This is a genomic window from Pseudenterobacter timonensis, from assembly GCF_900021175.1.
In the GTDB taxonomy this organism is placed as follows: Bacteria; Pseudomonadota; Gammaproteobacteria; order Enterobacterales; family Enterobacteriaceae; genus Enterobacter; species Enterobacter timonensis.
This window is the reverse complement of sequence record NZ_FCOP01000011.1, coordinates 668,835-689,422: the sequence shown is the minus strand read 5'-3', so window position 1 is coordinate 689,422 and position 20,588 is coordinate 668,835. Positions and strand designations below refer to the sequence as shown.

At 59.1% G+C, this 20,588-nt stretch carries 19 protein-coding genes; 4 read left to right on the top strand and 15 right to left on the bottom strand.

Annotation, left to right across the window (positions count from 1 at the left end; translation table 11 throughout):
* Nucleotides 1–21 precede the first annotated feature (21 nt).
* Nucleotides 22–480 (bottom strand): xanthine phosphoribosyltransferase, encoded by a 459-nt coding sequence (gene gpt, locus BN3796_RS09530; RefSeq protein WP_003863205.1) that lies wholly within the window; start codon nt 478–480, stop codon nt 22–24.
* A gap of 260 nt (nt 481–740) precedes the next feature.
* Here gpt and pepD point away from each other — a divergent pair, with 260 nt between their 5' ends.
* Nucleotides 741–2,198, top strand: coding sequence for a cytosol nonspecific dipeptidase (pepD, locus tag BN3796_RS09525; RefSeq protein ID WP_061708115.1), 1,458 nt, complete (start codon nt 741–743; stop codon nt 2,196–2,198).
* Between the two features lie 133 nt (nt 2,199–2,331).
* Here pepD and dinB read toward each other — a convergent pair whose 3' ends face one another.
* The 8 genes from dinB to BN3796_RS09485 all read right to left on the bottom strand — a co-directional run bounded on the left by dinB (nt 2,332) and on the right by BN3796_RS09485 (nt 9,563).
* Nucleotides 2,332–3,390: a DNA polymerase IV gene (gene dinB / locus BN3796_RS09520; RefSeq protein ID WP_061708114.1), complete on the bottom strand. Its 1,059-nt coding sequence runs from the start codon at nt 3,388–3,390 to the stop codon at nt 2,332–2,334.
* A gap of 132 nt (nt 3,391–3,522) precedes the next feature.
* Nucleotides 3,523–3,723 (bottom strand): (Na+)-NQR maturation NqrM, encoded by a 201-nt coding sequence (nqrM, locus tag BN3796_RS09515; RefSeq protein ID WP_061708113.1) that lies wholly within the window; start codon nt 3,721–3,723, stop codon nt 3,523–3,525.
* Nucleotides 3,724–3,725: 2 nt separating this feature from the next.
* Nucleotides 3,726–4,949, bottom strand: coding sequence for an NADH:ubiquinone reductase (Na(+)-transporting) subunit F (gene nqrF / locus BN3796_RS09510; protein ID WP_061708112.1), 1,224 nt, complete (start codon nt 4,947–4,949; stop codon nt 3,726–3,728).
* Nucleotides 4,950–4,959: 10 nt separating this feature from the next.
* Nucleotides 4,960–5,556, bottom strand: a complete 597-nt coding sequence (gene nqrE / locus BN3796_RS09505) for an NADH:ubiquinone reductase (Na(+)-transporting) subunit E (protein ID WP_061708111.1) — start codon at nt 5,554–5,556, stop codon at nt 4,960–4,962.
* Nucleotides 5,557–5,562: 6 nt separating this feature from the next.
* Nucleotides 5,563–6,201: an NADH:ubiquinone reductase (Na(+)-transporting) subunit D gene (locus BN3796_RS09500; protein ID WP_061708110.1), complete on the bottom strand. Its 639-nt coding sequence runs from the start codon at nt 6,199–6,201 to the stop codon at nt 5,563–5,565.
* A complete protein-coding gene (locus BN3796_RS09495) occupies nt 6,194–6,988 on the bottom strand; it encodes a Na(+)-translocating NADH-quinone reductase subunit C (protein WP_061708109.1) in 795 nt (264 codons plus the stop codon). The genes BN3796_RS09500 and BN3796_RS09495 overlap by 8 nt, the downstream gene beginning before the upstream one ends.
* Entirely contained in the window at nt 6,981–8,216 is a 1,236-nt protein-coding gene (locus tag BN3796_RS09490; RefSeq protein WP_061708833.1) for an NADH:ubiquinone reductase (Na(+)-transporting) subunit B, read from the bottom strand. The genes BN3796_RS09495 and BN3796_RS09490 overlap by 8 nt, the downstream gene beginning before the upstream one ends.
* Nucleotides 8,217–8,219: 3 nt before the next feature.
* Nucleotides 8,220–9,563, bottom strand: coding sequence for a Na(+)-translocating NADH-quinone reductase subunit A (locus tag BN3796_RS09485; RefSeq protein ID WP_061708108.1), 1,344 nt, complete (start codon nt 9,561–9,563; stop codon nt 8,220–8,222).
* A gap of 300 nt (nt 9,564–9,863) precedes the next feature.
* Here BN3796_RS09485 and dpaA point away from each other — a divergent pair, with 300 nt between their 5' ends.
* Nucleotides 9,864–10,604 carry a peptidoglycan meso-diaminopimelic acid protein amidase gene (gene dpaA / locus BN3796_RS09480; protein ID WP_061708107.1) on the top strand — a complete coding sequence of 247 codons (741 nt, stop codon included), beginning with the start codon at nt 9,864–9,866 and terminating at the stop codon, nt 10,602–10,604.
* Here dpaA and BN3796_RS09475 read toward each other — a convergent pair.
* Together BN3796_RS09475 and lpcA are read right to left on the bottom strand one after the other, a co-directional pair.
* A complete protein-coding gene (locus BN3796_RS09475; protein WP_061708106.1) occupies nt 10,575–11,342 on the bottom strand; it encodes a class II glutamine amidotransferase in 768 nt (255 codons plus the stop codon). The genes dpaA and BN3796_RS09475 overlap by 30 nt on opposite strands.
* Before the next feature lie 44 nt (nt 11,343–11,386).
* A complete protein-coding gene (gene lpcA, locus BN3796_RS09470; protein ID WP_061708105.1) occupies nt 11,387–11,965 on the bottom strand; it encodes a D-sedoheptulose 7-phosphate isomerase in 579 nt (192 codons plus the stop codon).
* 238 nt (nt 11,966–12,203) lie between these two features.
* Here lpcA and fadE point away from each other — a divergent pair, with 238 nt between their 5' ends.
* Together fadE and BN3796_RS09460 are read left to right on the top strand one after the other, a co-directional pair.
* Nucleotides 12,204–14,648, top strand: a complete 2,445-nt coding sequence (gene fadE / locus BN3796_RS09465; RefSeq protein WP_061708104.1) for an acyl-CoA dehydrogenase FadE — start codon at nt 12,204–12,206, stop codon at nt 14,646–14,648.
* Nucleotides 14,649–14,755: 107 nt separating this feature from the next.
* Nucleotides 14,756–15,526 (top strand): amidohydrolase, encoded by a 771-nt coding sequence (locus BN3796_RS09460; protein WP_061708103.1) that lies wholly within the window; start codon nt 14,756–14,758, stop codon nt 15,524–15,526.
* A gap of 96 nt (nt 15,527–15,622) precedes the next feature.
* Here the strand turns inward: BN3796_RS09460 and BN3796_RS09455 are convergent, their stop codons facing one another.
* From BN3796_RS09455 to BN3796_RS09440, 4 genes are read right to left on the bottom strand one after another with little or no spacing between them, the layout of a single operon-like run.
* Entirely contained in the window at nt 15,623–17,224 is a 1,602-nt protein-coding gene (locus BN3796_RS09455) for a gamma-glutamyltransferase family protein (protein WP_061708102.1), read from the bottom strand.
* 9 nt (nt 17,225–17,233) lie between these two features.
* Nucleotides 17,234–18,109 (bottom strand): ABC transporter permease, encoded by an 876-nt coding sequence (locus tag BN3796_RS09450; protein WP_061708101.1) that lies wholly within the window; start codon nt 18,107–18,109, stop codon nt 17,234–17,236.
* A gap of 2 nt (nt 18,110–18,111) precedes the next feature.
* Nucleotides 18,112–19,053: an ABC transporter permease gene (locus tag BN3796_RS09445; protein ID WP_061708100.1), complete on the bottom strand. Its 942-nt coding sequence runs from the start codon at nt 19,051–19,053 to the stop codon at nt 18,112–18,114.
* An 18-nt stretch (nt 19,054–19,071) separates the two neighbouring features.
* Nucleotides 19,072–20,586: an ABC transporter substrate-binding protein gene (locus BN3796_RS09440; RefSeq protein ID WP_061708099.1), complete on the bottom strand. Its 1,515-nt coding sequence runs from the start codon at nt 20,584–20,586 to the stop codon at nt 19,072–19,074.
* Nucleotides 20,587–20,588 lie beyond the last annotated feature (2 nt).

Sequence of the window (20,588 nt, the reverse complement as noted above, 5' to 3'; positions counted from 1 at the left end):
CGTGTAAAGTTTCCTGAAGAATTAACGGCCTGAAATAGGCGGCACGAAGACCACGCCCATGTCCCACGGCTGTTCAATCCAGGTATCCTGCGGAATATCAATAACGTAATCGTCAACCAGCGGGCGACCGGCAGGTTTAGCGAAGATCGTAACGAAGTGCGCTTTAGGGTACATTTCGCGGATTGCCACGGCGGTACCGCCGGTATCCACCAGATCGTCAATAACGATAAACCCTTCGCCGTCGCCTTCGGCGCGTTTCAGCACTTTCAGCTCACGCTGATTGTCGTGGTCATAGCTGGAGATGCATACGGTATCGACATGACGAATACCCAGCTCACGTGCCAGCAGCGCCCCCGGTACCAGACCGCCACGGCTAACAGCGATGATGCCCTTCCACTGCTCGGAAGGCATCAGGCGTGCGGCCAGTTTGCGTGCGTGAATCTGCAACATGTCCCAGGTGACGACGTATTTTTCGCTCATGTGAAGTGTCCCAGCCTGTTTGTATACGGCTTAAAAAGTGTTCAAGGGGGAAATAGGTTGCGCGAGATTATAGAGATCTGGCGCACTAAAAACCAGTGTTTAGCGCCCCGCGCCTGAGTTTTTACTCGCTTTATGCTACCCGACGGAAGATAAAGTGGTATTCTCCCTTTCATCTCGCAAGCCCGTCTTGTGGTGTCTATTAACCCGCTAACCCTGTGACCTGCAAGCCTGTTTGCAGGCCGCTGACAAGGAGACTTATCGTGTCTGAACTGTCTCAGCTATCCCCGCAGCCGCTGTGGGATATTTTTGCCAAGATTTGCTCTATTCCTCACCCTTCCTATCACGAAGAACAGCTTGCCGAACACATTATGGGCTGGGCGAAGGAAAAAGGACTGCATGCCGAGCGTGACCAGGTGGGCAACATTCTGATTCGCAAAGCCGCCACCGCGGGCATGGAGAACCGTAAACCGGTGGTCCTCCAGGCGCATCTGGACATGGTGCCGCAGAAAAATAACGACACCGAGCATGACTTTACCAAAGACCCGATTCAGCCTTACATCGACGGCGAGTGGGTAAAAGCGCGCGGCACGACTCTCGGCGCGGATAACGGCATCGGTATGGCCTCCGCGCTGGCGGTACTGGCAGACGACAGCGTAGAGCATGGTCCGCTGGAAGTGCTGCTGACGATGACTGAAGAGGCGGGTATGGACGGCGCGTTCGGGCTGCAACCGAACTGGCTGCAGGCTGATATTCTCATCAATACCGATTCCGAAGAAGAGGGCGAAATCTATATGGGTTGCGCCGGCGGGATCGACTTCATCTCCACCCTGCCGCTCTCCCGTGAAGCGGTTCCGGCGGGCTTCCAGACCTTTAAGCTGACGCTGAAAGGGCTGAAAGGCGGCCACTCCGGTGGCGATATCCACTTAGGCCTGGGCAATGCCAACAAACTGCTGGCGCGCTTCCTGGCAGGCCACGCGGCAGAGCTGGATCTGCGCCTGGTGGATTTCAACGGCGGTACGCTGCGTAACGCCATTCCGCGCGAAGCCTTTGCAACCGTCGCGGTTGCCGCCGACAAAGCAGATGCTCTTAAAGCGCTGGCGAATGACTATCTGGCGATCCTGAAAAACGAACTGTCAGAGAAAGAGAAGAACCTGACCGTCATCCTCGAACCGGCCAGCAGCGACAAAGCGGCGCTGACCACCCGCTCCCGCGACAGCTTCATGCAGTTGCTGAACGCCACGCCAAACGGCGTGATCCGCAACTCCGACGTGGCGAAAGGGGTGGTGGAAACCTCTCTGAACGTGGGCGTGGTAACCATGAGCGACGAGAGCGCGGAGATCATCTGCCTGATCCGCTCCCTTATCGACAGCGGTAAAGATTACGTGGTGAGTATGCTGACCTCCCTTGGCAAGCTGGCAGGGGCAGAGATCTCAGCGAAAGGCAGCTACCCAGGCTGGCAGCCGGACGCCAGCTCGCCGGTAATGGCGCTGGTGCGCGAAACCTATCAGCGTCTGTTTAACAGCACGCCGAACATTCAGGTGATTCACGCCGGGCTGGAGTGCGGTCTGTTCAAAAAACCGTACCCGGATATGGATATGGTCTCAATCGGGCCAACCATCACCGGTCCGCATTCTCCGGATGAGCAGGTCCATATCGAAAGCGTCGGCCACTACTGGACGCTGCTGACGGAACTGCTGAAGGCGATTCCTGCTAAGTAAGTAGTATCTCGCCCGGTGGCGCTGCGCTTACCGGGCCTACGGGAACGTGCTTTGTTGCCCGGTGGTACTCGCTTACGGGATCTGCGGTTCTGCTTTTGTAGGCCGGGTAAGGCGTAGCCGCCACCCGGCTTTTTTATAGCCCGAGCACCAGCTGACGTTCCAGCTGCGGGTCAAGCAACGTAACGTGTAACCCCACCAGCCGCACTCCGCGCCCTGCCCGACGCTCCTCCCAGGTTTTTTTGGCCGTCGCCACCAGATCCTCTTTATTGAGCCGTGGCCAGACATGCTCCTGTGTGGTGAGCTGAAAGTCGTTAAATTTAAGCTTAACCCCCTGACGGGCGATCAGCAGGTCCGGCTTCACCTGCGCCAGCCTGCGCTCCAGCTCCGGGTAAAGCTGGCCAGTGATAATGGCCTCGCATGCCGACCAGTCGTGAATATCCTCCGCCAGGGTACGCTCCACGCCAAGCGATTTACGCAGCCGCTCGCTGTTGACGTCGCGCTCGTCAATTCCCTGGCTGCGCTCCCACAGCACGCGGCCAAATTTGCCAAAGCGTTTGAGCAGCATCGCCAGATCGCTTTTCTGCACATCCTCGCAGGTGCGCAGCCCCATATTTTCCAGCTTCGCGGCAGACACCTTGCCAACGCCCGGGATTTTGGCCAGCGGCAGCGTCTTTAAAAAAGCGGGCACTTCGTCAGGGGTAATCACATACTGGCCGTTCGGTTTATTAAGATCCGAGGCGATTTTTGCCAGAAACTTCACCGGCGCCACCCCCGCCGAGGCGGTAAGCTGCAGCTCATCAAAAATTGTCTGGCGGATCGCCTGCGCCATCAGGGTAGCCGAGCCGTGGCAGTGCAGGCTGTCGGTCACGTCCAGATAGGCTTCGTCGAGCGAGAGAGGTTCAATTAGCGAGGTGTAGCGGGAGAAGATTTCACGAATATGCCGGGAGGCCTCTTTATAGGCGTCAAAACGCCCCGGCAAAAGGGTGAGGTGCGGGCAGAGCTTGAGCGCCATCGCCGTGGGCATGGCGCTGCGCACGCCAAATTTGCGCGCCGGATAGTTCGCGGTGCTGATCACGCCGCGTCGTTCGCGGCTGCCGCCAATCGCGATGGGGATATCCCGCAATGCCGGATTATCACGCATTTCCACTGCGGCAAAAAAGCAGTCCATATCGACATGGATTATTTTGCGCATTGTAAACCCTCACTTATTACTGGATGAGTATACAGTAAAGAAATAAGGGTTGAGAAGTATGTCAAAAAAATGTCGGGCGGTGGCAGCTTGCCGGCCTGCAAACGCAGGCCCGCGCAGCGCTGCCGGGTAAAATTACAGAATACGCCGGGCCTCGCGCGCCATCCGTTTTTTGCGCGCATCGCACGGCTCAGGGCAGTCGCAAACCTTCTCCATCCCCAGCGCGGTTATACCGCCGCAGCTTCCCTGAATGCTTTTTCGCTTTATGATCCAGCCCAGCGACATACCAAAAATCACCAGCACAAAGATCGCAAAGGTCGCCACGAATACCACCATCGTCAGCCTCCAAAATCATCCAGCAGAATGTTTTCATCCTCCACGCCGAGATCTTTCAGCATGCGGATAACCGCCGCGTTCATGACCGGCGGGCCGCACATATAGAACTCGCAATCCTCCGGCGCCGGATGCTGGCGGAGGTAATTTTCATAGAGCACGTTATGGATGAAGCCGGTATAGCCCATCCAGTTATCTTCCGGTTGCGGATCGGAAAGCGCCACGTGGAAAGTAAAGTTAGGGTTTTCACGCGCCAGCTGCTCAAACTCGTCGTCATAAAACATTTCACGCCGCGAGCGGGCGCCATACCAGAAACTGATCTTCCGCTTGCTGCCAAGGCGCTTAAGCTGGTCGAAAATGTGCGAGCGCATCGGCGCCATGCCCGCGCCGCCGCCGATAAAGACCATCTCCGCTTCCGTCTCTTTGGCAAAGAACTCGCCGAAGGGGCCGGAGATAGTCACTTTATCGCCGGGCTTCAGCGACCAGATATAAGAGGACATCACTCCTGGCGGCGCGTCCGGTACGCCCGGCGGCGGCGTGGCGATACGCACGTTGAGCATAATTATGCCCTTCTCGTCCGGGTAGTTAGCCATGGAATAGGCGCGCAGCGCGGGCTCTTTAACCTCAGACACATAGCGGAAGAGATTAAATCTATCCCAGTCGGCGCGGTACTCTTCCGGCACGTCGAAATCTGCATAAGCCGCCGTGTGCGGCGGGCATTCGATCTGAATATAGCCGCCGGCGCGGAAAGGAACATCTTCCCCCTCCGGTACCCGCAGCTTAAGCTCTTTAATAAAGGTGGCTTTGTTATCGTTGGAGATAACCTCGCACTCCCATTTCTTCACGCCGAAGATCTCTTCCGGCAGCTCTATTTTCATATTCTGCCGCACCGCCACCTGGCAGGCCAGGCGACAGCCCTCTTTGGCCTCGCGTTTGGTGATGTGCGCCAGTTCGGTGGGCAGGATATCGCCGCCCCCCTCTTTGACCGTCACGCGACACTGCCCGCAGGAGCCGCCGCCGCCGCAGGCCGAGGAGACAAAGATCCCGTTCCCCGAGAGGGTATTGAGCAACTTATCCCCCGCCGGGGTGCGGATCTGTTTATCCGCCTCGTTATTAATCTCAATGATTACGTCGCCGGAATTGACCAGCTTCGAGCGGGCAATCAGGATCAATCCTGACAGCACCAGCACGATAAGCGTGAACATCACGACGCCAAGTATAATTTCCATATCGATTCCCTTACAGCTGCACGCCGGAGAAGGACATAAAGCCCAGCGCCATCAGTCCGGTGGTGATAAAGGTGATCCCCAGGCCGCGCAGCCCTGCCGGCACGTTGGCATATTTCATCTTTTCGCGGATCCCGGCCATAGTGACAATCGCCAGCATCCAGCCGATGCCGGAGCCAAAGCCGTAGACAATAGATTCACTGAAGTTGTAGTCGCGCTGCACCATGAAGGAGACCCCGCCGAAAATGGCGCAGTTGACCGCAATCAGCGGCAGGAAGATCCCCAGCGCGTTGTAGAGCGACGGGAAGTATCTGTCGAGGATCATCTCCAGGATCTGCACCAGCGCCGCAATCACCCCGATAAAGGTGATGAAGTTCAGAAAACTTAAATCGACGCCATCCACCAGCGCCCCGTCGCGCAGCACGTAGTTAAAGACCAGGTTGTTAATTGGCACTGAAAGGCCGAGCACCACGGTGACGGCTACGCCAAGGCCAAAGGCCGTCGAGACCTTTTTCGAGACGGCAAGAAAGGTACACATGCCGAGGAAAAAGGCGAGCGCCATGTTTTCAACAAACACCGCGCGGACAAATAAACTCAGGTAATGAGCCACAATCGGTTACTCCTTTTCCTGCTGTGCGGGCCTGAGGGTGCGAATCGCCCAGATCAGCAAACCGATAATGAAAAAGGCGCTGGGAGCCAGCAGGAACAGGCCGTTAGGCAGATACCAACCGCCGTTCTGCACGGTATCCAGCACCGTGATGCCAAACAGCTTGCCGCTGCCGATAAGCTCGCGCAAAAATCCTACCGTCAGCAGGATCACGCCGTAGCCCAGGCCGTTGCCGATGCCATCCATAAAGCTCGCCAGGGGCGGCATCTTCATGGCGTAGGCTTCCGCGCGGCCCATCACGATACAGTTGGTGATAATCAGCCCGACAAAGACCGACAGCTGTTTCGAGGTCTCGTAGGCGTAGGCGCGTAGCAGCTGATCGACCACAATTACCAGCGAGGCGATGATCGCCATCTGCACAATAATGCGCACGCTGTTGGGGATGTGGTGCCGAATCATGGAGATGAACATGCTGGAAAATGCTGTCACCAGCGTCACCGCCACGGTCATGACCAGCGCCGTTTCCAGCTTGGTGGTGACCGCCAGCGCGGAGCAGACCCCAAGTACCTGCAGCGTAATCGGGTTGTTGGCAAGCAGCGGCCCCACCAGTACCCGTTTGACCTCTTTCAGTTCGCCTGCGTCAGCCATTGTTCAGCTCTCCTTCACGTACTTTTTTCAGGAATGGGCCAAAGCCGAGCTTGCCCATCCAGAAATCAAAACTGTGCTGTACCCCGTTGGAGGTGAGCGTGGCGCCGGACAGCCCGTCAATGGCGTACTCATCGCCGGGATGCGCCCCGCCTTTCACCACCTTCAGCGCCGGTTGTCCCTGGTCATCCAGCACCTTTTTACCAACAAACTGCGCCCGCCAGTTCGGGTTTTCCACTTCACCGCCGAGCCCCGGCGTTTCGCCCTGGTCATAGTAGGTGATGCCCTTGATGGTGCGTCCGTCGGTATCCAGCGCCACAAAGGCGTACATCATCGACCACAGGCCGTTGCCGTAAATGGGCAGGACCATCTCCTGAACCCGCTGCTGCGCATCGCGCACCAGATAGATTTCAGCCACGTTGCTGCGACGCTTAATGCCGGCCGGATCTTCACTGGCGGTCAGTTCGGTGCTCAGCGCCGGATCTTTAAGCGCCAGCGCCTGATTCCAGCTTGCCGGGTCTTTATCCAGCAGCTTGCCGGTTTTCAGATCCACCAGCTTCGGCGTAATACGTTCAGCAAAGGTGCTGGCCACCTCTTCCGCGCTCATCGCCTGCGGCATCAGGCCTGCAACCGCCAGGATGTTGCGCTGCTTATCCAGCGCCCGCTGCTCCTGCTGGCGCGGTTTTAACCCCACCGCAGAACCCGCCACGATAACGGAGCAGACCAGACAGAGCACGAGCACCACCAGCAGCGTTTTGCCGATGCTGTCATTGGTTTTTACGTCAGCCACGCGCTCTCCTCCGTTTCACGTTGGCACGCACCACCAGATAGTCGAACAGTGGTGCAAAGAGATTGGCAAACAGAATGGCCAGCATCATCCCTTCCGGGTACGCCGGGTTGACCACGCGGATCAGCACGCACATCACCCCTATCAGCGCGCCGTAGCACCATTTGCCTTTGTCGGTAAAGGAGGCGGAAACCGGGTCGGTGGCCATGAACATCATGCCGAAGGCAAAGCCGCCCAGCACCAGATGCCAGTACCAGGGCATGGAGAACATCGGGTTAGTGGCGGAGCCAATGAGGTTAAAGAGCGTGGCGGTCAGCACCATGCCCAGCATCACTCCCGCCACGATCCGCCATGACGCCACGCGCCCAAACAGAATGATGGCGCCGCCAATCAGGATCATTAGCGTCGACACCTCGCCGATGGAGCCGGGCACGTTGCCGATAAAGGCATCGAGCCAGGTGACCGGCTGCCCGGTGGCGTTATTGACCAGCGTTTCGCCGCCGTGCGCCGCCCACTGAGAGAGCGGAGTGGCGCCGGAAAAGCCGTCGGCGGCGGTCCAGACAAGGTCGCCTGAGATTTGCGCCGGATAGGCAAAGAACAGGAACGCGCGTCCGGCCAGCGCCGGGTTAAGGAAGTTGCGCCCCGTCCCGCCGAAGATCTCTTTCGCCATCACCACGCCGAAACTGATGCCCAGCGCCGCCTGCCACAGCGGCAGCGTCGGCGGCACAATCAGGGCAAAGAGGATAGAGGTGACAAAGAACCCTTCGTTGATTTCATGCTTGCGGATAATGGCGAAGAGTACTTCCCAGAAGCCGCCCACGATAAAGACCGTCAGGTAGATCGGCACGAACCAGACCGCGCCCAGCGTCATCATACTGAGCCAGCCCGCGTCCGGCGCGAAGCTGACCCCCAGCATCTGCGCCAGACGGTAGTGCCAGTTAGCGTCAATCACCTGCGCAAGCTGCTCGCCCTGATAAAGGTGATGCAGCGCCGGGAGGGTTTGCTGCCCCACGTTGTACATTCCCCAGAACATGGCGGGGAATACCGCAAACCAGACGAGGATCATCATGCGCTTCAGATCGATGGCGTCACGCACGTGCGCCGCGCCGGTGGTGACCTGCCCTGGCGTATAAAAGATGGTTACCGCCGCTTCATACAGGGGGTGGTACTTTTTCAGCTTACCCTCGGTAAAATGCGGCTCCATTTTTTCAAAGAGATGTTTCAAACCCATCATTTATCCTTCCTGCTCAATGCGGGTTAAGATGTCGCGTAGCACGGGACCATATTCATATTTGCCCGGGCAGACGTAGGTACAGAGCGCCAGATCCTCTTCATCCAGCTCAAGGCAACCGAGCGCCTGCGCGCCGTCGGTATCGCCAGCCAGCAGGTCGCGCAGCAGCATGGTCGGCAGGATGTCGAGCGGCATCACGCGCTCATAGCTGCCGATAGGCACCATCGACCGCGCGCCGCCGTGGGTGCTGGTCGAAAAGTTAAAGAGCTTATGGCGCAGGAAATGGCCAAGCGTGGTGCGCGTCACGGAGAACTTCTCTTTGCCCGGCGTTACCCAGCCGAACAGCTCTTTTTCACGCCCTTCGCGCAGGACGCTCACCTGCAGATGGAAGCGCCCCAGGTAGGCCAGCGCGCCGGTCGCCTGTCTGCCGCTAAGTACCGAGCCGGAAATCAGGCGGTTTTCACCGGCCAGCGTTTCGCCAGCGAGCAGTTCATTAATATCCGCGCCGACAAGCGTACGAACCAGGCGCGGATGCGCGGCCTGCGGGCCGCCGAGGGCCACCACCCTTTCAGTACAGAGCACCCCGGTCGTAAAGAGCTTGCCGATGGCAATCACATCCTGATAGTTGAGATGCCAGACCTGCTTTGCGAGGCTCACCGGCTCAAGAAAATGGATATGTGTGCCCACCAGCCCCGCCGGATGCGGGCCTGAGAACTCATTGTAAGCCACCTGCCCCAGCGGATGGCCGCCGAGCCTGCCGCCGCTCGCCTGGCAGACGTGCACTTTACCCTCGGTGAGGCGCGTCAGCACGCTCAGCCCCGCGTCAAACGCCGGGCGCTGCGCATGAATAATGGGCTGCGGATCGGCGCTCAGCGGATGGGTGTCCATGGCGGTTACAAAGATCGCGGCAGGCGTCGTTCCGGGTACCGGCGTTTTGCTGAAAGGCCTTGTGCGCAGCGCCGTCCAGAGGCCGGAGGCCAGCAGCTGGGCCTGCACCGTCTCCCGGCTGAGGGAGATCAGCTCTTCGGGCGCGTAGCGGGTAAACTCACGCTGCTCATCCCCTTCGATGCGGATCACTACCGACTGTAGCACCCGGCGCTCGCCGCGATGAATCGCCGTTACCATTCCGCTGGCGGGCGCGGTAAAGAGGACGCCGGGATTTTTTTTATCCTCAAAAAGCGGCTGACCGCGTACAACGCGCTCTCCTTCCTGCACCAGCATGGAAGGACGCATACCGACGTAATCGTCGCCGAGGATGGCGACATGGCGAATGCTGGCGCCCGGGGAGAGAAGCTGTTCAGGCTGGCCCGCGATCGGTAGATCAAGTCCTTTTTTGATTCTAAACATGTGGTTAGCAAGCATCCATAAACGACAAAACAGAAGGCGCACAGTGTACCATTTTTGCCAGCCAGACGGCATGTAAACCGCCGCGGCTGGCGCCAAAATGCGAGCTATTACGCAAAGTTCTTACAGTCAGCGGACGCGAAATGGGGTATACAGAGAAAACTATTTTGTAAACTCTGTCGCTGGAACTTGCGAAAAACTTTATTGATGCTAATGTGAGCGCTCCTAATCCAGATTAGTCTGATTTCGGGTCTCTTTTGCCGTCCTGGCAAGTTAGTAACGTTTTATCAAGGAACACGTTGTATGCGCAAAATCGCATTGTTCATTGCGATGCTTCTGATTCCGTGCGTTTCATTTGCCGGGCTGCTCAGCAGTAACAGCCCTACCACGCCGGTCAGCAAAGAATATAAGCAGCAGTTGATGGGCTCTCAGGTCTACATCCAGATCTTTAAAGAAGAACGCACGCTCGATCTCTATGTGAAGATGGGCGAAAACTATCAGCTGCTCGACAGCTATAAAATCTGTAATTACTCCGGCGGTCTCGGCCCGAAACAGCGCCAGGGGGACTTCAAAAGCCCGGAAGGGTTTTATACCGTCCAGCGCAGCCAGCTCAAGCCCGACAGCCGCTTTTATAAAGCCATTAATATTGGTTTTCCCAACGCGTACGATCGCGCGCACGGCTATGACGGCAAGTACCTGATGATCCACGGCGCCTGCGTCTCGGTGGGCTGTTACGCCATGACCGACAGCGGCATTGATGAGATTTTCCAGTTTGTCACCGGCGCGCTGGTGTTCGGCCAGCCTTACGTGCAGGTGAGCATCTATCCGTTCCGCATGACCGACGCCAATATGCAGCGCCACAAGTTCTCGTACTACGCCGATTTCTGGAAGCAGTTAAAGCCGGGTTATGACTACTTTGAGCAGACCCATAAGCCGCCAGTCGTTTCGGTGGTGGATGGTCGCTACGTCGTCAGCAAGCCGCTGAGCCACGAGGTGGTCCATCCACAGCTGGCGTCAAACTATACGCTCCCCGAGACAAAATAAGGCCCACTCGCCTGGCATAATCTTTTGCCAGGTTTCATTGCCCGTCAGCGGCTGGGTGGCAATGACCGTGACCACATCGTTGGGTGTGGTTTCGGTCTGAAAGTCGATCTCCACATCCTGATCCAGCAGCTTGGCAACCCCAAACGGCGCGCGACGGGTGATCCAGAAGAGGTTGGTGGAGCAAAACGCCATCACGTAACGCCCGTCCGACAGCAGCATATTAAAGACCCCTTTCTCCCGCAGTTCGCAGGCTAACGAGCCGATATACCGAAACACCGCCGTCATGTTGCCCGGGGTGCGCGGGTAACGCTCGGTCAGCTTGTGCAGCAGCCAGCAAAACGCCTTTTCACTGTCAGTTTCGCCCACCGGGCGGAAGTTGCCGGTCTCGAGCGATTTATAGCCCGTCAGCTGCCCGTTGTGCGCGTAGGTCCAGTTGCGCCCCCACAGCTCGCGGGTAAAAGGATGGGTGTTTTCCAGCGCCACTTCGCCGCGATTCGCCTGGCGGATATGGGCGATTACCGAGCAGGATTTGATGGGATAATCCTGCACGAGCCTGGCGATGGGAGAGTTAAAGCTGGGTTGCGGATCTTTAAACGTGCGGCAACCTTTGCCTTCGTAGAAGGTGATGCCCCAGCCATCTTTATGCGGCCCGGTTCCCCCGCCGCGCTGTACCAGCCCGGTAAAGCTAAAGCAGATATCGGTAGGTACATTGGCGCTCATCCCGAGCAGTTCGCACATCGTTCACCTCCACAACAGCGGGGGCTTACGCCCCCGACGAAATCTTACTTAACCATCTCTTTTTCGATGAGCTGGATCAGGATATGGATCACCTTGATATGGATCTCCTGAATACGGTCGGCGTAGCCAAAGTGTGGAACGCGAATTTCCACATCGGCGGTACCCGCCATTTTGCCGCCATCTTTCCCGGTCAGGGTGATGACCTTCATGCCTTTCTCGCGCGCCGCTTCAATCGCTTTGATCACGTTGCCGGAGTTGCCGGAGGTGGAGATACCGAGCAGCACGTCCCCTTCACGGCCTACCGCTTCCACGTAGCGGGAAAAGACATAATCGTACCCGAAGTCATTACTCACGCAGGAGATGTGGCTCACGTCGGAAATCGCAATCGCCGGATAGCCCGGACGGTTTTCGCGATAGCGCCCCGTCAGCTCCTCGGCAAAATGCATCGCGTCGCAGTGGGAACCGCCGTTGCCGCAGGAGAGCACTTTTCCGCCGGCTTTGAAACTGTCCGCCAGCAGGACCGCCGCGCGCTGAATGGCGTGAATATTGGCATCATCTTTCAGAAAGTTTGCCAGTGTTTCTGCCGCTTCGTTCAGTTCGTTACGAATAAGATCCTGGTACATGAGGATAATCCTTCAGTATTGATGAGATAACCCCGGCAGTTTACCGGATAGCGGTAAAAGCGAGAAGCTAAAGCCATGCAAATCCCCCGGGGTTTTGTTTTTTCGTGCCGCTTTAAATTTAAACAATGTGAACCGTGTTGTAATTATTTTGTAAACACATTGCTAAAGGAAATAACATCCACTACAACCATATCATCACAAGTGGTCAGACCTCCTACAAGCAAGGGAGCTTTTCTTTATGATGATTTTGAGTATTGTCGCAACCGTCATTCTGCTCGGCGCGCTGTTTTATCATCGCGTCAGTTTGCCATTGAGCAGCCTGATTTTACTGGCGTGGACCGCCGCGCTCGGTTTTGCAGGCATCTGGAATATCTGGGTACTGCTGCCGCTGGCGATTATCCTGCTGCCGTTTAACCTCACGCCGATGCGTAAATCGATGATTTCCGTGCCGGTGTTTCGCAGCTTCCGTAAGGTGATGCCGCCCATGTCGCGCACCGAAAAAGAGGCGATTGATGCGGGCACCACCTGGTGGGAAGGCGATCTGTTCCAGGGCAACCCGGACTGGAAAAAGCTGCATAACTACCCGCAGCCGCGCCTGACCGCTGAAGAACAGGCGTTCATTGACGGCCCGGTAGAAGAAGCCTGCCGCATGGCGAACGATTACCAGATCACCCACGAGATGGCCGATCTGCCGCCGGAGCTGTGGGCATTCTTAAAAGAGCATCGCTTCTTTGCGATGATCATCAAGAAAGAGTATGGCGGGCTGGAGTTTTCCGCGTATGCCCAGGCGCGCGTCCTGCAAAAACTGGCGGGCGTCTCCGGCATCCTGGCGATCACCGTGGGTGTACCGAACTCCTTAGGGCCGGGCGAACTGCTGCAACACTACGGTACTGACGAACAGAAAAATCACTACCTGCCGCGCCTGGCGCGTGGGCAGGAGATCCCCTGCTTTGCGCTGACCAGCCCGGAAGCGGGTTCCGATGCGGGCGCTATTCCGGATACCGGCGTGGTCTGCATGGGCGACTGGCAGGGCCAGCAGGTACTGGGCATGCGCCTGACCTGGAACAAGCGTTACATTACCCTGGCGCCTGTCGCCACCGTGCTGGGGCTGGCGTTTAAGCTCTCCGATCCCGACAGACTGCTGGGCGGCGAGGAGAATCTGGGTATCACCTGTGCGCTGATCCCTACTTCCACACCGGGCGTTGAGATTGGCCGTCGCCACTTCCCGCTGAACGTTCCGTTCCAGAACGGACCGACCCGTGGCCAGGATATTTTTGTGCCGATCGACTACATCATCGGCGGGCCGAAAATGGCCGGTCAGGGCTGGCGTATGCTGGTGGAGTGCCTCTCCGTCGGTCGCGGTATTACCCTGCCATCAAACTCTACCGGCGGCCTGAAGTCGGTGGCGCTGGGCATTGGCGCTTACGCCCATATCCGCCGTCAGTTCAAAATCTCCATCGGCAAGATGGAGGGTATCGAGGAGCCGCTGGCGCGTATCGGGGGCAACGCCTACGTGATGGACGCCGCCGCATCGCTTATCACCTACGGCATTATGCTGGGCGAGAAGCCGGCCGTCCTCTCCGCGATTGTGAAGTATCACTGTACCCACCGCGCCCAGCGCTCCATTATTGACGCGATGGATATCGCAGGCGGTAAAGGGATCATGCTTGGCGAAGGCAACTTCCTGGCGCGCAGCTACCAGGGCGCACCGATTGCCATCACCGTGGAAGGGGCGAACATCCTCACCCGCAGCATGATGATCTTCGGTCAGGGGGCGATTCGCTGCCATCCTTATGTACTGGAAGAGATGGCCGCCGCGCAAAATAACGACGCTAACGCCTTCGATAAACTGCTGTTCAAACATATCGGCCATGTGGGTAGCAACGCGGTACGCAGCTTCTGGCTCGGCCTGACGCGCGGCCTCACCAGCGCCACGCCGACCGGCGATGCCACCAAACGTTACTACCAGCACCTGAACCGCCTGAGCGCGAACCTGGCGATGCTGTCAGACGTCTCGATGGCGGTACTGGGCGGCAGCCTGAAGCGTCGCGAGCGTATCTCCGCCCGTCTGGGGGATGTGTTAAGCCAGCTCTTCCTCGCCTCCGCGACCCTGAAGCGCTACGACGATGAGGGCCGTCATGAGGCGGATCTGCCGCTGGTTCACTGGGGCGTGCAGGATGCGCTCTGGCAGGCGGAGCAGGCGATTGACGATCTGCTGGCGAACTTCCCGAACCGCGCCGTGGCAGGCCTCCTGCGAGCGACCATCTTCCCTACCGGTCGCCACTATCTTGCGCCGTCCGACAAGCTGGACCACAAGGTGGCGAAGATCCTGCAGGTGCCGTGCGCTACGCGCTCCCGCATTGGTCGCGGCCAGTATCTGGAGCCGAGCGAGCATAACCCGGTCGGCCTGCTGGAAGAGGCGCTGCGTGACGTGATGGCCGCCGATCCGATTCATCAGAAGATCTGCAAACAGCTGGGCAAAAACCTGCCGTTTACCCGTCTGGATGAGCTGGCAAGCCAGGCGCTGGCGGGCGGTATCATCACTAACGACGAGGCGGACCTGCTGGTGAAAGCGGAAGCGAGCCGTCTGCGCAGTATTAACGTTGACGACTTCGAACCCGACGCGCTGGGTACGCAGCCGGTAAAGCTGCCGGAGACGATGCGAAAGCCTGAAGCGGCCTGATGCATAAGCACACCATAAACCCCGCCGCGTGCGGGGTTTTTTATTGCCACATTTTCCCTTTCCGGCGTGCTACAGTGTCAAGATGCTGTCCTGTGAGGAGTCTGACTGTGCCTGGTTTGAAGATGACGATGTTGCAACAGCCGCTGGTGTGGATGGATGGCCCCGCTAACCTGCGCCATTTCGATCGCCAGCTTGAAGAGATAACCGGCAGGGACGTGATTATCCTGCCGGAGATGTTTACCACCGGTTTTGCGATGGAGGCGGCCACGGAGTCGCTACCTCAACAGGAGGTGGTGGCCTGGATGCAGGCGAAAGCGCAGCAGACTAACGCGCTGATTGCGGGCAGCGCGGCCCTCCAGGGGGAGAATGGGGCGGTAAACCGTTTTCTGCTGGTGGAGCCGGAAGGCAAGGTCCATTCTTACGACAAACGCCACCTGTTCCGCATGGCGGATGAGCATCACCACTACCAGGCGGGGCGCGAGCGCGTCGTCTGCGAGTGGCGCGGCTGGCGCATTCTGCCGCTGGTCTGCTACGACCTGCGCTTTCCGGTCTGGTCGCGCAACCGCAACGATTACGATCTGGCGATCTACGTCGCCAACTGGCCCGCGCCGCGCTCCCTGCACTGGCAGACGCTGTTGGCGGCCCGCGCGATTGAAAATCAGGCCTATGTGGCGGGCTGTAACCGCGTGGGTACCGACGGCAACGGCCATCACTACCGGGGAGACAGCCGGGTGATCAACCCGCAAGGGGAGATTATCGCCAGCGCCGAGCCGCACCAGGCGACGCGCATTGACGCCGAGCTGTCGCTTACGGCGCTGCGGGAGTATCGGGAGAAATTCCCGGCCTGGCAGGATGCGGACCCCTTTCGCATTGGCTGAAAAAAGCCGGGTAGCGGCTACGCCTTACCCGGCCTACAGGATCGCGGAATTTGTGACATCGCATGCCCGGTAAGCGAAGCGCCACCGGGCATGTTGTTAACTCACCAGCGCCTGCCCGTCTTTACGACTTTCGGTTGCGGCGACGTAATGTCCTTCCGGCATGCGATAAATTATCTGCGCGCCGCCGAAGTTATACTCCTGTAACGGATCTTCCACCACAATCGTATGGCCGCGCGCGCGCAGCCCGGCGATGGTGTTCCGATCGAAGGTTGACTCAACAATCACCTCCCGGCCTTTCACTACCCGCCAGCGCGGAGCGTCGATGGCCGCCTGGGGATTTTGCCCGTGCAGCATCACGCGCAGCGCCATCTGCATATGCCCCTGCGCCTGCATCGGCCCGCCCATAACACCAAACGACATCAGCGGCTGGCCGCTGCCGTCCATCGCAAAGCCCGGAATAATGGTATGGAACGGACGCTTGCTGCCCGCCAGTGCGTTCGGGTGATTCGGATCGAGTACAAAGCCACAGCCGCGGTTTTGCAGGCTGATGCCGGTATCCGGTACCACCACCCCGGAGCCAAAGCCCATAAAGTTAGACTGAATAAACGACACCATCATACCGCTGGCATCGGCGGTGGAGAGATAGACCGTGCCGCTCTGAGTGGGCGAGCCGTAGGTAAAGTCAGAGGCGTTATCCGGGTCGATAAGCGCGGCGCGCGTTTTAAGGTACTCATCACTCAGCAGCGTGCTGGCGGCAAACTCCATATGCTCTTCATCCGCCACGTAGCGATCGAGATCCGCCAGCGCCAGCTTCATCGCCTCTATGGAGAGATGCAGTGCCTGCACGGAGTCGGGATCGTAACGATCGATACCGCACTGCTCCAGAATACCGAGGGCGATAAGCGTGGCGATCCCCTGCCCGTTCGGCGGCAGCTCCTGTACCGATCCGCCGGCGAAATCACGGGATAATAGCTCCACCCACTCCGCCCGGTGGTTCGCCAGATCCTCCTGCGTGAGGTGCGCGCCATGCTCCCGCGCAAAGGCGGCGATCTTCTGCGCCAGCTCGCCGTGATAGAAGGCTTCGCCGTTGGTTCTGGCGATAAGCTCCAGCGTCGTTGCCTGCGCCGGGTTACGGAAAATTTCGCCGATGCGCGGCGCGCGTCCCTCGGGAGCAAAGCAGGCGCTGAAGCCGGGCTGATCCTTGAGCTTTGCGTAGCCGCGCTCCCAGAGATGACCGATCAGGGGCGACACAGGAAAGCCGTGGCGGGCATAGTCAATCGCAGGCTGCGCCAGCGTGGTGAGCGGCAGCGTGCCGAAGCGTTCCGCCAGCGCCACCCAGCCGGAGACCGCCCCCGGCACCGTTACCGCATCCCAGCCGATCTCCGGCACCGCCGTTTTACCGGCGAACATATCCGCGTGCCAGCTGGCAGGCGAGCGGCCGGAGGCGTTAAGACCGTGCAGCTTTTTGCCGTCCCAGACGATGGCGAAGGCGTCGCTGCCGATACCGCAGCCGGTCGGCTCCACGACCGTCAGCGCGATCGCCGTGGCGATGGCGGCATCCACGGCGTTTCCGCCCTGCTGCAACATACGCATCCCCGCCTGCGCCGCCAGCGGCTGGGAGGTGGCGACGGCGTTATGGCCCATCATCGGCGGGCGTCTTGAGGGGTAACCGGTAGAAAAATCGAGCGCTTTGGTCATCATGACTCCTTAGTCGTGGCGCGGATCGAGCGCATCGCGCAGTCCGTCACCCAGTAAATTGAAGCCCTGCACCGCCAGAAAGATGGCGATACCGGGAAAAACAGACATCCACGGCGCCTGCTCAAGGAACCCCTTCGCGGTGTTGAGCATCGACCCCCAGGAGGGATTCGGCGGCTGCTGGCCCAGCCCGAGAAACGAGAGGCTCGCCTCGGCGATAATGGCGGAGGCGATAGCCAGCGTGGCCTGTACCAGGATGGGCGACATCACGTTCGGCAGAACATATTTGATGATGATCCAGCGATCCGGCAGGCCAATCGCCCGCGCGCCGTCGATATACTCTTCATTGCGGATAGCGATCACCTGCCCGCGGGTCAGGCGGGCGAAAATCGGCATGGAGGAGAGACCGATGGCGATCATCGCATTGGTCAGGCTTGGCCCTAAAAAAGCGCCCAGCGCGATCGCCATTATCAGAAACGGGCAGGCCAGCAGCGCCTCAATAAAGCGCGAGATGATGCCGTCCCAGATCCCCTGAAAATAGCCCGCCACCAGCCCCAGCGGCACGCCGATAACCACGGCAATGATCACCGATGCGCATCCCGCCATCAGCGAGGTGCGCGCTCCCCAGACGATACGTGAAAGGATGTCGCGCCCCAGCTCGTCAGTGCCGAACCAGTAGAGCGCCGACGGCGGCTTACGCACCGCCAGAAAGTTCGCGCCGACCGGATCGAACGGCGCAATCCACGGCGCCAGCAGGGCCAGCAGTACAAAAAAGGTGACCACCACCGCGCCGATCACCGCGCTTTTATTGGCGAGGAATTTCTTCAGCACCCGGTTTTGCGCGCGCGGTTTGACTACCACCACGCTTTGCGTTGTAAGTTCCGCCATCTCTAGCCTCGCATTTTCGGGTTAATGAGCACGTAGAGCACATCAGCCAGCAGATTGAGCAGCAGAAAGCCGATCGCTACGATCAGCACTACGCCCTGCACTACCGCGTAGTCGCGGTTAAACACCGAGTCGACGATCATTTTGCCGAAGCCCGGAATGGTAAAGACCTGCTCGGTGAGAACGGCGCCGCCCAGCAGCTCGCCAAAAAGCAGCGTGGTGAGGGTGATCACCGGCACCAGCGCGTTACGAAAGGCGTGCTTTAAAATCACCGCTTTCGGCAACAGCCCCTTCGCCCGGGCGGTGCGGATGTAGTCCGCTTTCAGCACCGCGATCATCGAGGCGCGGGTGTGGCGCATCAGCGTTGCCGCCAGCCCCGTCCCCAGCACCGACGCCGGAAGCAGCAGCGTGCGCAGGTTTTGCACCGCATCTTCGCTAAAAGGCACGTAGCCGGAGGCGGGCAGCCACTGCAGGTTGACGGAAAAGACCAGGATCAGCAGGATCCCCAGCCAGAAGTGGGGAATGGAGATCCCGGAGATCGCCACAAAGTTGGCCCCGTGATCGATCCAGCTATTTTTGTTTACCGCCGCCAGGATCCCCATGCTGATGCCGAAAACGAGCGCAACGATCATCGCCAGCAGCGACAGCTCCAGCGTCACCGGCAGTTTGCTGGCGATAAGCTCAGTCACCGGCTCATGGGTGCGCAGGGAGACGCCGAGATCGCCCTGCAGCGCCCGCGTCAGCCAGTGGAAGTACTGCACCGGTATCGGCGCGTCCAGATTCAACTCCGCGCGCAGCTGCGCAATTACCGCCGGGTCGCGCTCCTCCCCCGCCATCGCAATCAGCGGGTCGCCGGGCAGCAGCTTTTGCAGCCCGAAAACCATCATGCTGACCAGCAGCAGCGTGGGGATAGCCAGCAACAGACGTTTGCCTATCAGTTCCAGCATGGTTTCTCCTTATACGGATCAGTTCGCAAGCGTTACGCCCGCAACGCGCACGATGCCGTCCGGGTAGGGTTTGAAGCCCTGGACGCTTTTGCTCATGCCGAAAATACGCGGCTCAAAGTAGAGGTAAGCGATGGGCATATCGGTTTGCAGCTGGTTGACCACCTTGTCGTAGAGCGGCTGACGCGCGGCCTGATCGACGCTCTGACGCGCCTGGGTCAGCCACGTGTCGACCTGGGCATTGCTGTAACGCCCGTCGTTAAGGGTGCCTTTGCTGTGAATAAAGCCGTAGATGCTGCCGTCGGGATCCGGGCGACCGGACCAGCCGGAGAAGCTCAGCTGATAATTTCCGCTCTGCTGGCGATCGAGCAGCGTGGCGAACTCGGTCATCTGCAGGTTGAGGGTGAAACCGGCTTCCGCGACCATCGCCTGCAGCACCTGGCCCACCTGCTGCGAGGTGGGGTTGTTCGGCACCAGCAGGTTGACGGTCAGCGGCGTCGCGACGCCCGCCGCTTTCAGCAGCGCCTTGGCTTTTTCCACATCGCGTGGCGGTACCGGCAGTTTGACGTGATAAGGACTAACCGGGGAGAACGGCTGGTTGGCCGGGGTGTAAAGCCCTTCAAAGACCACCTGGTTTAACGCCTCGCGATCGATAGCCAGCGAGAAGGCCTCCCGCACGCGGGCATCTTTAAACGGATCGCTGGCGGGCACCTTGCCGTTATTGATATTAAAGGTGATCCCCTGATAGCCCAGACCGGTCACCTTCGCCAGGGCCAGCTTGCTGTCCGCCTCAACGGTTTTAACGTCGCTGGCGGCAATGCCTTCGGTCAGATCGAGATCGCCCGCACGCAGGTTTGCCAGCCGCACCGAGGCGTCCGGGATCGGCAGATAGATAATTTTGTCGAAGTGGTAAGCCCCTTTGTTCCAGTAGTTGTCAAAGCGGGTCAGAACAATGCGATCCTGCGAGACGCGGCTCTCAAACTTATAGGGGCCTGAGCAGACCGGATGGGCGGCAAAGTCGGGCTTTTTCGCAGCCTCCGGCGCCATCATCGCGCCAGCGCGGTCGGTGAGCTGCATCAGCAGCGCCGCGTCCGGGGTTTTGAGGTGCAGCACAATTTGCGTCGGGCTGGCCACCTCGACCGATTCGATGGAGGAGATTTCGCTTTTGCGCAGGGAGCCTTTCAACGTCAGCGCGCGGTCGAGGTTATATTTCGCCGCCGCGGCGTCAAACTTCTCTCCGTCGTGGAACGTGACACCTTCCCGCAGATTCATGGTCAGGGTTTTTCCATCCGCGCTCCATGACCAGTCTTTTGCCAGCCCCGGCACGACTTTCAGGTTTTCATCGACATCCACCAGCCGATCGCAGAGGGAGGCAAAGACAAAGCGACCGTAGTAGGTGCGCGCCAGGTGCGGATCGAGCATATCGGGATCGGCACCCAGCCCCACCCGTAGCACCGATTCCGCATGGGCGGGCAGCGCCGCGCCGGTCAGGAGAGACGTTCCCAGTATGGCAAAAAGAGCATTGCGTATTGTCATTA